Origin of the sequence: Microbacterium wangchenii, from assembly GCF_004564355.1 — a bacterium.
GTDB classification, from domain to species: domain Bacteria; phylum Actinomycetota; class Actinomycetes; order Actinomycetales; family Microbacteriaceae; genus Microbacterium; species Microbacterium wangchenii.
In genome coordinates, this window is sequence record NZ_CP038266.1 from 837,969 (window position 1) to 850,972 (window position 13,004).

Consider the following 13,004-nt stretch of genomic DNA (forward strand, 5'->3'; position numbering starts at 1 on the left):
CTCCTGGCGGTCAGGCCTCGAGCGTCTTCGGGCGCGCCCAGCGGGCCGGGCGGTCCGGGCCGTCCCACACCTGGATGACACCCCACACCGCCGCGGTGATGGGGACGGCCAGGACCGCGCCGACGATCCCGCCGACGACCGTGCCGACGGTCAGGGCGACCAGGATGACGAAGGCGTGCAGCTTCATCGACCGGCCCATCAGCACCGGCTGCAGGAAGTTGCCCTCGAGCTGGTTGACGAGCACCACGATCCCCACGACGATGAGGGCGATGAGCGGGCCGTTGGCCACGAGCGCGACGAGAGCCGCGAGGATGCCGGCCACGGTCGCGCCGACGATCGGGATGAAGGCGAGCAGGAAGACCAGCACCGCCAGCGGGATCGCGAGCGGCACCTGCAGGATCAGCAGGCCGATCAGGATGCCGATGGCATCCACGGCGGCCACCGTCGCCGTGCCGCGCACATAGGCGCCGAGCACCGTGACCGTCTTGTCGCCGATGCGGCGGGCGCGCACGTAGTTCTCACCGCGGAAGGGGCGCAGGAGGAACTCCCACATCTGCGGCCCGTCCTTGAGGAAGAAGAACAGGATCGTGACGAGCAGGACGAAACCGGTCACGAAGTTGGCCACGGCGCCGACGCCGGCCAGCGCGCCGGAGCCGAACTGCGCGCTCGTGACGAAGTCGGTGACGGTGTCGACCAGCTCGTCGAGCTGGTCGGGCTGCACGAAGTCGAAGGGGAGGTCCTGGACCCACGCCACCAGCTTGCGGAAACCGTCCTCGGCCTGGGCGTAGAGGTCGTTCCACTGGTCGCGCACGGCCCACACGATCAGCCAGCCCAGCGCGGAGAGGATCACCACGATCGCCAGCAGGGTCGCGATGGTCGCCAGCAGCGAGGGCACGCCGCGCCGCCGCATCCAGCTCATCACCGGATTGAACGCGCACGCGAGGATCAGCGCGATGACCAGGGGAATCGTCACGAGCGTGAGCGTCTGGATCGCGAAGATGATCGCGCCTGCCACCACTACCACGACGATGATCTGGATGGCGCGGATGCCGAGCTTGCCGAAGGCGTCGGCCCACAGACTCCACGGAGCCGTGGTGGCCTTCAACTCGACGTCTTTCGACTCCAGCTGCACGCGCTGCGGATCGTTGCGGAACCATGCCATGGGACGAGGCTAATGCCCTCCGCCGGATGCCGCGGCGAAACCGGGACGTTTACGCGAACGCGCTCATGCCGGTGATGTCGCGGCCCAGCAGCAGCGCCTGCACGCTCTCGGTGCCCTCGTAGGTGTGGATCGCCTCGATGTCGGCCATGTGCTGCATGACCCCGTTCTCCAGCAGGATGCCGTTGCCCCCGAGCAGGTCGCGCGCGGTCGCGGCGATCCGGCGGGCGGTGCGCGTGTTGTGGTACTTCGCGAGCGACGCCTGGGTGGGACGGAGTCCGCCGGTGGACTCCAGGTCGGACAGACGCCGGCAGTACAGCTGCATCGCGGTGAGGTCGGCGAGCATCTGCGTCAGCCGCTCCTGCACCATCTGGAACTTCGCCAGCGGCTTGCCGAACTGCATCCGCTGGGTGGCATAGGTCAGCGCCGCCTCGTAGCAGGCCGTCGCGTGCCCGAGCGCCGACCACGCGACGCCCGAGCGCGTGGAGTACAGCACGGTCGAGGCATCCTTGAAGCTCTTCGTGCCCGGCAGCACGGCGTCGGCGGGCACGCGCACGTCGTCGAGGGCGATGTGGGCCTGGTGGATACCGCGCAGCGACGCCTTGCCGGTGATCACGGTGCCGGTGTACCCGGGGGTGTCCTGCTGGACGAGGAAGCAGCGCACGGCGCCGTGGTCATCGGCGCCCTCGTCCTGCACGCGCGCCCACACGAACGTGACGCCGCCGGACGCGCCGTTGCCGATCCACTTCTTCGCCCCGCGCAGCACCCAGCCCTCGTCGTCGCGGATGGCGGTGGTCTCCAGAGACACGGAGTCGGAGCCGTGGTCGGGCTCGGTGAGCGCGAAGGATCCGAGGACCTCGCCGCGGGCGATCGGCTGCAGCCAACGGGCCTGCTGCTCGGGGCTGCCGAAGAGGGCGAGTGTGCGCAGGGCGAGCCCGCCCTGCACGGCGAGCACGGTGCCGAGCGACCCGTCGCCGCGGGAGATCTCCATGTTCACCAGGCCCGCTGCCAGCGGCGAGGAGCCGGGAAGATCGGGGTGGTCGATCCCATCGGTGTACAACTCGAGCTCGCCCATGCGCCGCGTGAGGTCGAGGGGGTAGGTCGCGGCATCCCATTCCTGCTGCATCCGCGGGCCCACCTCGTCGATGAAGGCACGCGCGCGCTCCCACGCGGCCCGGTCGGCGTCGGGGACATCGGCGAACACGGCGTAGTAGTCGGTGTCGCGGCGCGCGGTGACGTCGTAGCGGGCGACGCGCTCGCCGGGAAGGGAGGGGGACTCCGGAGTGCTCATGCACTGAGTATCGCGTATAGAGGAACTCAGTTCCAGGAGGGGCGCGCGGCGGCCGGCCGGCGAGGCCGCTGTCCCCACTTCCGCGCCACTTCCGTGCAACCGCGCCACATCAAAGTGCAGCGAACGCACGTTTGTGGCGCGAACGCGGGGCGGCCGGGGCCGTCGGGGCCGCCGACGCGGCGGGCGCGAGTTCAGCGCGAGCCGGCGAGGGCGGTCGACGCCGCGTCGTGTGCGGATGCTGCGCCCAGATCCGCTGCGGCCAGGACGAGGCCGCGCAGGTCGGTGCCGGCGCCCGCGGTCGCGCGCTGCCACGTCGCGGCGTTGCCTTCGGAGAGGATCCGCTCGACGCCTTCGCTGACCACGGCCAGGTCTCCGTGGGCCGCCAGGCCCGGGGCCGCGAAGTCCACCATGGCGCGCACGACCTCGGCAGCCGGTGCCGGACGGCGCGTGCGCGGGTCCAGCAGCGTGCCGCTCAGCCCGCGCAGTGCCGCATCCCACGTCGCCAGGCGCAGCGCGTTGAGCGAGATGGCGGCGGGCGCCTCACCTCGCCGCGCGGCGTCGGCGGCGGATGCGACCATGCCGCGCACGAGCCCCGCCAGCAGGGCCGTCGTCGCCGGAGTCAGAGGCACGTCGCACACGCGGACCTCGACGGTCGGGAAACGCGCGGACAGGCGCGCGTCGGCGTACAGCATCCCTTCGTCCAGGACCGCGCCGGTGGCCAGCAGCTCCTGGGTCGCACGGTGGTAGGTCTCGGCGTCGCCGAAGACTTCGGCCGGCCCGCTGGAGGGCCACAGGTTCCACAGTTCGTAGCGGTAGCTGTCGTACCCGGTGTCCACGCCCGCGCTGAACGGGGAGTTGGCCGACAGCACGCGCAGCGCGGGGAGCCAGCCGCGGATCCGGTCGAGGACCGCGACGCCCTCGGTGGCCCCGGCGATCGACACGTGCACGTGCAGGCCGCACGTCATGCACTGGGTCGGCGTGATGCCGTATCGCTGGGCGATCAGCTCGTGCCGGCTGCCGGGGGAGGGGTGCGGAACGGCCGGGATCGGGGAGGCGGCCAGCGGCGCCACGCGCGTACCGAGGCCCTGGGCGACGCGGTCGACGGTGGCGCGCGCGTATGCGGCTTCGGCCTGCAGGTCCGTCAGCGACCGGTGCGGAGCGCCGACGATCTCGATCATCTCCTGATGCATCTCGGGCACGACCGCCGAGCGGAGGTTCTCGAACGCGGTGCCCGCGATGACGGCCGCTGCGGCGGGGACGGGCACGCCCGTGTCGGCATCGACGAGGAGCATCTCCTCCTCCACGCCGAAGGTGCGCAGAGCGATCTTCGGGCGCTGACGCATGACCCACCTCCTGCCGTCGAGGAGAGGGTCTCTCCGAGGGACCCTGGGTCCTAGGGGGTTGACATCAGCGCGGGAGGAACGCCTGCAACCGGCGCGCCACCTCGGCGGCCGGCATCCCCCGAGGGAAGGCGGCGATGGTGACGTCGTCGTCGGCCGGCGCCGGCGCGTCGGGGTGCACGCCGAAGCGGCGGAGCACGTCGTCCAGGGCCCGGCGCAGCGTCGCGTGCGGCACGCGCTCGCCGCGCAGCAGCCGCCGCAGCACGTGGTTGTGCACGGCGGTGACGAGGGCAGCGAATCCGACGGCGTCCAGCGGATCCAGCCCCGGTATAGCCCGGCGGAGGTACTCGTCGAAGAGCCGCTCGTAGCGGAACACCGTGACGATCTCCCGGTCGCGCAGCACCGGCACCTCGCGCACGATCGTGTAGCGCCGGCGGGCGAGGTCGGGGTCGGCCGCGAAGTGGCGGAAGACCTGCATGGATGCGTCGCAGACCGCGGTCCACGGATTGTCGTGGGGCTCGTTCAGGTAGACCTCGAGGGCGTGCAGCAGCTCCTCGTGATCGGCGAAGACGACGTCCTCCTTGCCGCCGAACTGGCGGAAGAACGTCGATCGCGACACGCCCGCGGCGCGTGCGATCTGCTCGACCGACGTGGCATCGAACCCGTGCTCGGCGAAGAGCTCGATCGCGGCGGCGACCACGCGCGTGCTGGTGCTCGGCGGGGGCGCGGCGGTCATGGCCGGAAGCCTAGCGGGCGGCGACCTGCACCGGTCGCGCGCGGATGTCAACCGCTGGGGCGATCGGGCGGCGACGGGTTTGACTGCCGGGATGACGACACCACTGTGGAAACAGGATGCGACCCCCGTCCCCGGCACGGACTTCGAACCGGGGCGGTCCTACGACGTGGTGGTCGTGGGGGCCGGGATCACGGGCCTCGCGACCGCATACCTGCTGGCCCGTGCCGGGATGGGCGTCGCGATCGTCGAAGCCGGCGAAGTAGGCAACCTCGCCACCGGCGGCAACACCGGCAAGGCCTCCCTTCTGCAGGGGACGGTGCTCTCCACGCTGCGCAGCGGTCATCCCGCCGGCCTCGTGCGTGCCTATGTGGAGGCCAACCGCTCGGGGCAGGAGTGGCTGGGTGCCACCGCCGACGAGCTGTCCGTCCCCGTGGTGCGGCGGACGGCGTTCACCTACGCCCAGAGCGACGACGCGCTCTCCTCCGTCGAAGCGGAGAAGGACGCCGCCCGTGAGGCGGGCGTGCCGGTGCGGCGGGCGACGAGGGACGAATTGGATGCGGTGCCGTTCCCGCTCGCGTCGGCCGTGGCGCTGGACGACCAGCTCTCGATCGATCCGATGACCTTCGCCACGGCGCTGGCCCGTGCCGCGGTGGCCGCCGGCGCCGTGCTGCACACCGGCGTGACGGTGCGCGGGGCCAAGGTGCTGCCCCGCGCGCACGTGCAGACCGACGACGGGCCGCTCTACGCCGACAGCATCGTGCTGGCCACCGGCATGCCGATCCTCGATCGCGGCGGTTACTTCGCCAAGGTCCACGGCACGCGCTCGTACTGTGTCGCGTTCGCCACCGACGGCCCGATCCCGGAGGGCATGTACCTCTCCGCCGACTCCCCGAGCCGGTCGGTTCGCGCTGTCTCGGCCGGCGACGGACCAGCCGGCTACAGCGGGATCATCGTCGGCGGTGCGGGGCATCCGGTGGGCCGCGGCGGGTCCGAGCGCGAGCGGGTGGACGAGCTGGTCGCGTGGGCGCGGCAGCACCTGCCCGTCGGGGAGGAGACGCACCGGTGGAGCGCGCAGGACTACCAGTCGCACAACCTCATCCCCTTCATCGGGGCGATGCCGCGGTCCCTCGGTCGCGTGCGCTTCGCGACCGGCTACGGCAAGTGGGGGCTCACCAACGGTCCCGCCGCCGCGCAGCGCATCGCCGCGGAGATCCTCGGCGACCAGGACAAGCCGCAGTGGATGACCGCGCTGGGCACGCGCATGACGATGCCGTCCGACCTCGCTCGCGGCGTGGCGGAGAACGCCAAGGTGGGCCGTGCCGCCGCGCAGGGCTGGGCCGAAGCCGAGCGGACGCCCGTCCCCGTGCCCCAGCCCGCCGAAGGCGCCGGGGTCGTCGCGCAGCGCGGCGGACGTCCGGTCGGCATCTCCACGGTGGACGGGGTCACGCGGGCCGTGGATGCGGTGTGCCCGCACATGGGCGGGGTGCTCTCGTGGAACGACGAGGAGTGCACGTGGGACTGCCCCCTGCACGCCAGCCGGTTCCAGGCGAACGGCGCCCGCATCGAAGGGCCCGCGCGCTCCGACCTCAAGCCGCTGAGCTGAGCCGGGCCGTTCAGGCGACCAGGCGCACGAGCCCCGTCGCGAGCAGCGTCAGGATCGTCGTCCACAGCACGATGGCCGCGGCCTGCCACGCGATCACGCGCGCCGGCGAGACGCCGGTGGCGGTCAGCGCGGCGGCGGTGAACTGCGTGGGCAGCAGCAGCGGGCCCAGCAGGCTCACCCCGGGCGTGCCGTAACGGTGGTAGGCCCGCTGGAACTTCTCGCGGCGCGGTGACGGCGCCTCGGCGCCCGATCCACCGCCGCGGGTGGTCACGGCCGTGCGGACGCGGGCGCTGACGAGCACCACGAGCGCGACGCACGCCAGGTTGCCGATCACGCCGGCGATCGCCGCGACGAGCGGGTGGATGCCCCCGACGATGCCGATCGTGGCCGCCCCCTCGCCCTCGATGAACGGCACGGCTCCGGCGAGGGCGACGATCGCGGGCTGCAGCGCCTCGGGCACGCGTGCGACGAGATCCTGGAAACCGAGGACGAGATCTGCGAGGGGGCTGGACATGGCTGCTCCTGGTGGGATGGGCGCGGTCTTTCCGCGGTGATTCCATCCCAGCGGATGGCGCGGGCGCGGGTGAGTGCCGAGTGTCATCGCCCATCGGGAGGATCCACTGGCGACGGGGTGACAAATGTCATGGCCGTACGCTGGCGGATGTGAGTCGTCCCGACCCGTCCCCCGCCTCGGCGCTGGCCCGCGGTGTCACGGCGACCTGGTGGTACACCGCATCCTCCGTCGTCTTCTTCCAGATCACGATGCTCGCGCTGTGGGGGCTGGATGCGGCGCTGCGCGTGGACGGCTTCCGCGGTGCCGTCCCGGTCGGCTTCCTCGTGTGCGCGCTGCTCTCGGTCGCGGCCGGAGGGGTGCTCCTGGCCGAGTACCGGCGCGAGCGCCGCGCGCAGGAGGGGGATGAGCCCTGGTGGCGCATGCCCCGGTGGAGCGCCGTCGCCCTGGCCGTCTCGCTCCTGTCCGCGATCGCGCTGGGACTTCTGGCGGATGCGGTCGTTCTGGGCGTCGGGCTGGTGGCGTTCACGCTGTGCGTGCGCCCGTGGCCGCCGGGGGTCCGCATCCGCCTCGTGATCCTCCTCGTCGTCCTGATCGTCGCCGCCTGGTTCGTCGACGCCACCCGCGTCCCCGCCGGGGAGGACGGCATCTTCGCCGTGTCGGCACTGTTCGCCCTCATGCTGGCGCCGGCGACGGCCCTGTCGCTGTGGTGGTGGGACATCGTGCTGGCCCTGGATCACGCGCGCGCCGTCGAAAGCCGGCTCGCGGCGGTGCAGGAGCGGCTGCGACTCGCCGGCGATCTGCACGACCTGCAGGGCCACCACCTGCAGGTGATCGCGCTGCAGCTGGAACTGGCCGAACGCACGATGGAGCGCGACCCCGCCACCGCCGCCGAGCACGTGCGCGCCGCGCACCGCAGCGTCGACGACGCCCGCCGCGGCACGCGCGAGCTCGCATCGCGGTTCCGCGGCGTCCCGCTCCCCGACGAGCTCGCCAACGCCGCCGACCTCCTCCGCGCGGCAGGCCTCCGCGTCGAGCTGGAGGTCGCCGCCGACGCCGCCCATGCCAGCGCGGAGGTGTTGGGCCCGATCATCCGCGAGTGCACGACGAACATCCTCAAACACGGCGGCGGGGAGTGGGCGCGGGTCGGGCTCGTGCGGGACGGATGGATGTGGCGGCTGGAGGTCGCCAACGACACGCGCCCAGGCGTCGGTGCATCCGGCCCCGGATCGGGCCTGGCGGGTATCGCGGAGCGGGTCGGCACGGTCGGGGGACAGGTCGACACCGGCACCGCGGACGACGCGTTCCGTGTCGTGGTGACGATCCCCGCCGCCACGAGTGCCGACCACCCGGGGGGTGTGCCGCGATGATCCGCGTGCTCATCGCCGACGACGAGGACATGATCCGCTCCGCGCTGGCGTCGCTCCTGCGCCTGGAGGACGACCTCGACGTCGTCGCCGAATGCCCCGACGGGCAGACCGCGCTCGCCGAGGCGGTGCGACTGCGTCCGGACGTGTGCCTGCTGGATCTGGAGATGCCGGGGCTCGACGGGGTGGACACCGCCGCGCGCATCCTCCGCCAGGTGCCCTCGCGGTGCATCGTCGTGACTCGGCACGCGCGGCCCGGTGTGCTCCGCCGCGCCCTCAGCGTCGGCGTCGACGGCTTCCTGCCCAAGTCCCGTCGCGCCGAGGACGTCGCCGCGGTCATCCGCGACGTGGCGGCCGGTCGCCGCTACGTCGACCCCGAGGTCGCCGCCGACGCGCTCACCGACATCCGCAGCCCTCTGACCGATCGCGAACTCGACGTGCTGCGGGCCGGACAGCGCGGCGAGACGATCGCGCAGATCGCCGCCGCGCTGCACCTCTCGGCGGGAACCGTGCGCAATCACGTCTCGTCGGTGCTGGGGAAACTCGGGGTGCCGACGCGGCAGCAGGCGGCCATCGTGGCGCGCGAGCGCGGCTGGATCTGACGGGTCCCGGGTCGGCCGCGGTCGGGGCCGAGTAGTAGGGTGGGGGACTGGCCGGTCTCTTGATATCAAGACATCCGGCCCCCACCCACTGACCGTCCAGCGGAGGATTCCCTGTGGATCTGTACGAGTACCAGGCACGCGATCTGTTCGAGAAGTACGAGGTGCCGGTGCTTGCCGGCATCATCGCCGACACCCCCGAGGAGGCGAAGGCCGCAGCCGAGAAGCTCGGCGGCGTCGTCGTCGTGAAGGCCCAGGTGAAGACCGGTGGCCGCGGCAAGGCGGGCGGCGTCAAGGTCGCCAAGAACCCGGATGAGGCGTACGAGGCCGCGCAGGCGATCCTCGGCCTCGACATCAAGGGCCACGTCGTCCAGCGCGTCATGGTCGCCGCCGGCGCCCGCATCGCCAAGGAGTTCTACTTCTCGGTGCTGCTGGACCGCGCCAACCGCTCCTACCTGAGCCTCGCCAGCGTCGAAGGCGGCATGGAGATCGAGCAGCTCGCGGTGGAGAAGCCCGAGGCGCTCGCCCGCGTCGAGGTGAACCCCCTCGACGGCATCACCCCCGAGAAGGCGCTCGAGATCGCTCAGGCCGGCGGCTTCGACGACGAGCTGGCCCCCAAGGTCGCCGACGTCTTCGTCAAGCTGTACAACGTCTACAAGGGCGAGGACGCCACGCTCGTCGAGGTCAACCCGCTCATCCAGTCCGAAGACGGCGAGATCATCGCCCTCGACGGCAAGGTCTCCCTCGACGAGAACGCCGCGTTCCGCCACCCCGACCACGCGGCCCTCGAAGACTCGGCCGCAGCCGACCCGCTCGAGGCGAAGGCCAAGGAGCACGACCTCAACTACGTCAAGCTCGACGGCCAGGTCGGCGTCATCGGCAACGGCGCGGGACTGGTCATGTCCACGCTCGACGTCGTCGCGTACGCCGGTGAGAAGCACGGCGGCGTCAAGCCCGCCAACTTCCTCGACATCGGCGGCGGCGCATCCGCCACCGTCATGGCCGCGGGTCTGGACGTCATCCTCGGCGACGAGCAGGTCAAGAGCGTCTTCGTCAACGTCTTCGGCGGCATCACGTCGTGCGTGGCCGTGGCAGAGGGCATCGTCAAGGCCCTCGAGATCCTCGGGGACACCGCATCCAAGCCGCTCGTCGTCCGCCTCGACGGCAACCAGGTCGAGGAGGGACGCGCCATCCTCGCCGGTGCCAACCACCCCCTCGTGACCCTGGCCGCGGGCATGGACGAGGGCGCCGACAAGGCCGCCGAGCTGGCCAACGCCTGATCTCCGGGACGAAAAGGATTCAGTAATGTCGATCTACCTCAACAAGGACTCCAAGGTCATCGTCCAGGGCATCACCGGCGGCGAGGGCACCAAGCACACCGCACTGATGCTGAAGGCCGGCACGCAGGTCGTCGGCGGCGTCAACGCCCGCAAGGCCGGCACGACCGTGTCGCACCAGGACGCCGACGGCAACACCGTCGAGCTGCCCGTGTTCGCCTCCGTGGCCGAGGCCATGGAGAAGACCGGCGCCGACGTGTCGATCGCGTTCGTGCCGCCCGCCTTCACGAAGGACGCGATGATCGAGGCCATCGACGCCGAGATCCCGCTGCTCGTCGTGATCACCGAGGGCGTGCCCGTCGGCGACACCGCCGAGGCATGGGCGTACGCGAAGTCCAAGGGCACCACCCGCATCATCGGGCCGAACTGCCCCGGCATCATCACCCCGGGCGAGGCGCTCGTGGGCATCACGCCGGCCAACATCACCGGCAAGGGCCCGATCGGCCTCGTGTCGAAGTCGGGGACGCTGACGTACCAGATGATGTTCGAGCTGCGCGACCTGGGCTTCTCCACCGCCATCGGCATCGGCGGCGACCCCGTCATCGGCACGACGCACATCGACGCCCTCGAGGCGTTCGAGGCCGACCCCGAGACAAAGGCGATCGTCATGATCGGCGAGATCGGCGGCGACGCCGAGGAGCGTGCGGCCGACTACATCAAGGCGAACGTGACCAAGCCGGTCGTCGGCTACGTCGCAGGATTCACGGCCCCCGAGGGCAAGACGATGGGCCACGCCGGCGCCATCGTGTCCGGCTCGGCCGGTACCGCCCAGGCGAAGAAGGAGGCCCTCGAGGCCGCCGGGGTCAAGGTCGGCAAGACGCCGTCCGAGACCGCCGCCCTGATGCGCGAGATCATCGAGTCGCTGTAACCCGCAACGACGAAGGGCCCGGATGCGAGGCATCCGGGCCCTTCGTCGTCCCCCGCGCGTCCCCGGCCCGGCCGCGCTCCTCGCGCCATCCGCGAGACTGCAGCGCACTGGCGAGACGGCGACATAATGACGCGGTCTCGCCGGTGGCGTGCAGTCTCGCGGGGATGGGCCGGGACGGGACAGGACGGGCCGGGGCCGGGCGGGTCAGCCGAGGAGGTCCTGGATGGGGCCGCGGGCGAAGAAGATCACGAATCCGACGGCGACGACCCACAGCAGCGGATGCACCTGCTTGGCGCGTCCGGAGAGGGCGTTGACGACGACCCAGCTGATGAAGCCCGCACCGATGCCGTTGGCGATCGAGTAGGTCAGCGGCATCACCGTGGCGGTGAGGAACACCGGCAGCAGCACGCGGAAGTCGCTGAAATCGATGTGCTTGATCTGCGCGAGCATCATCGCGCCGACGAGCACGAGCGCCGCGGCGGCCACCTCGCCGGGCACGATCGAGGTGAGCGGCGTGAAGAACATCGCCAGCAGGAACAGCACACCCGTCACGACGTTCGCCAGGCCCGTGCGTGCGCCCTCGCCGATGCCCGAGCCGGACTCGACGAACACGGTCGCCGACGAGGACGACGTGCCGCCGCCGACGACCGCACCCAGACCCTCGACGATGAGCGCCGACTTGATGCGCGGGAAGTCGCCCTTCGCGTCGGCGAGGTCGGCCTCCTTCGCGAGCCCCGTCATGGTGCCCATCGCGTCGAAGAAGTTCGAGAACACGAGAGTGAAGACGATCATCACGAGCGCGATGAAGCCGACCTTGCCCAGGTCGAAGGTGAAGTCCACCTGGCCGATGAGGCTCAGATCGGGGATCGCGATGATGCCGCCCTCACCGGAGACCGCCAGGCCGTAGGGCCAGATGAGGTTCACGACGTGCGCGAGGATCGTGCCGCCGACCAGGCCCAGCAGGAGCCCGCCCTTGACCTTGAGGGCGATGAGGATGCCGGCCAGGAACAGCGTCACGACGAACATCACGGTCTGCACGGTCGCGACCGAGCCGCCGACACCGAGGTCCAGCGGCGGGGAGGGGTTGCCGGTCGCGGTGACGAAGCCGGCGTTGACGAACCCGATGAACGCGATGAACAGGCCGATGCCGACCGTGATCGCGAGCTTCAGCTGCACCGGCACGGCGTCGAAGATGAGCTTGCGCAGCCCGGTGGCAGCCAGCAGCACGATGACGAGACCGTTGATCATCACGAGGGCCATCGCCTCGGGCCACGTCACCTCGCCGACGACGGAGAAGGCGAGGAACGCGTTGATGCCCAGGCCCGCGGCGAACGCGAACGGCAGCCGGGTGACGAGGCCGAACAGGATCGTCATGACGCCCGCCGTCAGCGCCGTCGCGGCGGCGACCGCATTCGCGCTGAGGGTGTTGCCCGCCACGTCGGGGGTGGAGAGGATGATGGGGTTCAGGATGACGATGTAGGCCATCGTCACGAAGGTGACGACACCGCCGCGCACCTCCGTGCCGACGGTGGAGCCGCGCGCGGAGATCTCGAAGAATTTGTCCATCCGGTTCTTCGGCGCGGATGCGGAGGCTGGCGTTTTGGTCGCGTTGGTGCTCATGGGACCTCTGGTTCGGGAGAGTGGGAAGGCGCGGAGCGAGGACGTAGTCTGGGCGCATGCCGCTCACAGGAGAGTATCTGCCAGGGACAAGCGAATGGGCACGCCGCCAGGCGGAGGCGTTCGAAGCATCCGCCGGTGCGGAGGCGAACGAGCTCCGCGGGAAGCCGATCATCGTGCTGACGACCGTCGGGGCGAAGACCGGCGGCCTGCGCAAGACCGCCCTCATGCGGGTCGAGCACGAGGGGCGCTACGCCGTCGTGGCCTCCAAGGGTGGAGCCCCCGAGCCGCCGGCCTGGTACTGGAACATCGTGAAGAACCCGCACGTGCAGCTGCAGGACGGTGACACGCTGCGCGACTACACCGCGCACGAGGCCGAGGGTGCCGAGCGGGAGGAGTGGTGGGCCCGCGCCGTGCAGGCGTGGCCCGACTACGACCAGTACCAGACGAAGACCGAGCGCCGCATCGCACTGTTCGTGCTGGAGCCCGTCGAGGACTGAGTCCGCGGATGCGGCGGTGGTGACGGGCCCGCCGACGCACCGGCGCTGAGGGTCGGCCGCGGGCGGAGGTGGCGCC

The 13,004-nt window shown here is 71.3% G+C and carries 12 protein-coding genes; 6 read left to right on the plus strand and 6 right to left on the minus strand.

Annotation, left to right across the window (positions count from 1 at the left end):
• Positions 1–10: 10 nt before the first annotated feature.
• The 4 genes from E4K62_RS03965 to E4K62_RS03980 all read right to left on the minus strand — a co-directional run bounded on the left by E4K62_RS03965 (position 11) and on the right by E4K62_RS03980 (position 4,526).
• Positions 11–1,162: an AI-2E family transporter gene (locus tag E4K62_RS03965; protein ID WP_135063790.1), complete on the minus strand. Its 1,152-nt coding sequence runs from the start codon at positions 1,160–1,162 to the stop codon at positions 11–13.
• Between the two features lie 49 nt (positions 1,163–1,211).
• Positions 1,212–2,450 (minus strand): acyl-CoA dehydrogenase family protein, encoded by a 1,239-nt coding sequence (locus E4K62_RS03970; protein WP_135063793.1) that lies wholly within the window; start codon positions 2,448–2,450, stop codon positions 1,212–1,214.
• A gap of 191 nt (positions 2,451–2,641) precedes the next feature.
• Positions 2,642–3,793 carry a carboxylate-amine ligase gene (locus E4K62_RS03975; protein WP_135063796.1) on the minus strand — a complete coding sequence of 384 codons (1,152 nt, stop codon included), beginning with the start codon at positions 3,791–3,793 and terminating at the stop codon, positions 2,642–2,644.
• Positions 3,794–3,857: 64 nt separating this feature from the next.
• Positions 3,858–4,526, minus strand: a complete 669-nt coding sequence (locus E4K62_RS03980) for a TetR family transcriptional regulator (protein WP_135063799.1) — start codon at positions 4,524–4,526, stop codon at positions 3,858–3,860.
• Positions 4,527–4,617: 91 nt separating this feature from the next.
• On the opposite strand from E4K62_RS03980, the gene E4K62_RS03985 reads away from it, so the two are divergent.
• Entirely contained in the window at positions 4,618–6,129 is a 1,512-nt protein-coding gene (locus E4K62_RS03985) for an FAD-dependent oxidoreductase (protein ID WP_135063802.1), read from the plus strand.
• 10 nt (positions 6,130–6,139) lie between these two features.
• On the opposite strand, the gene E4K62_RS03990 is transcribed toward E4K62_RS03985, so the two are convergent.
• Positions 6,140–6,643, minus strand: a complete 504-nt coding sequence (locus E4K62_RS03990; RefSeq protein ID WP_135063805.1) for a small multidrug efflux protein — start codon at positions 6,641–6,643, stop codon at positions 6,140–6,142.
• A 149-nt stretch (positions 6,644–6,792) separates the two neighbouring features.
• Here E4K62_RS03990 and E4K62_RS03995 point away from each other — a divergent pair, with 149 nt between their 5' ends.
• The 4 genes from E4K62_RS03995 to sucD all read left to right on the plus strand — a co-directional run bounded on the left by E4K62_RS03995 (position 6,793) and on the right by sucD (position 10,811).
• The gene (locus tag E4K62_RS03995; protein ID WP_135063808.1) at positions 6,793–8,010 is read left to right on the plus strand and encodes a sensor histidine kinase; all 1,218 of its coding nucleotides are present in this window, start codon (positions 6,793–6,795) and stop codon (positions 8,008–8,010) included.
• Positions 8,007–8,609, plus strand: coding sequence for a response regulator transcription factor (locus E4K62_RS04000; protein ID WP_135063811.1), 603 nt, complete (start codon positions 8,007–8,009; stop codon positions 8,607–8,609). The genes E4K62_RS03995 and E4K62_RS04000 overlap by 4 nt, the downstream gene beginning before the upstream one ends.
• 113 nt (positions 8,610–8,722) lie before the next feature.
• Positions 8,723–9,886, plus strand: coding sequence for an ADP-forming succinate--CoA ligase subunit beta (sucC, locus tag E4K62_RS04005; protein WP_135063814.1), 1,164 nt, complete (start codon positions 8,723–8,725; stop codon positions 9,884–9,886).
• 25 nt (positions 9,887–9,911) lie between these two features.
• Positions 9,912–10,811, plus strand: a complete 900-nt coding sequence (gene sucD / locus E4K62_RS04010; protein ID WP_135063817.1) for a succinate--CoA ligase subunit alpha — start codon at positions 9,912–9,914, stop codon at positions 10,809–10,811.
• A gap of 204 nt (positions 10,812–11,015) precedes the next feature.
• Here sucD and E4K62_RS04015 read toward each other — a convergent pair whose 3' ends face one another.
• Positions 11,016–12,377 carry an NCS2 family permease gene (locus tag E4K62_RS04015; RefSeq protein ID WP_374108130.1) on the minus strand — a complete coding sequence of 454 codons (1,362 nt, stop codon included), beginning with the start codon at positions 12,375–12,377 and terminating at the stop codon, positions 11,016–11,018.
• A 110-nt stretch (positions 12,378–12,487) separates the two neighbouring features.
• On the opposite strand from E4K62_RS04015, the gene E4K62_RS04020 reads away from it, so the two are divergent.
• Positions 12,488–12,928, plus strand: coding sequence for a nitroreductase family deazaflavin-dependent oxidoreductase (locus E4K62_RS04020; protein ID WP_135063823.1), 441 nt, complete (start codon positions 12,488–12,490; stop codon positions 12,926–12,928).
• The last annotated feature ends 76 nt before the right edge of the window (positions 12,929–13,004 follow it).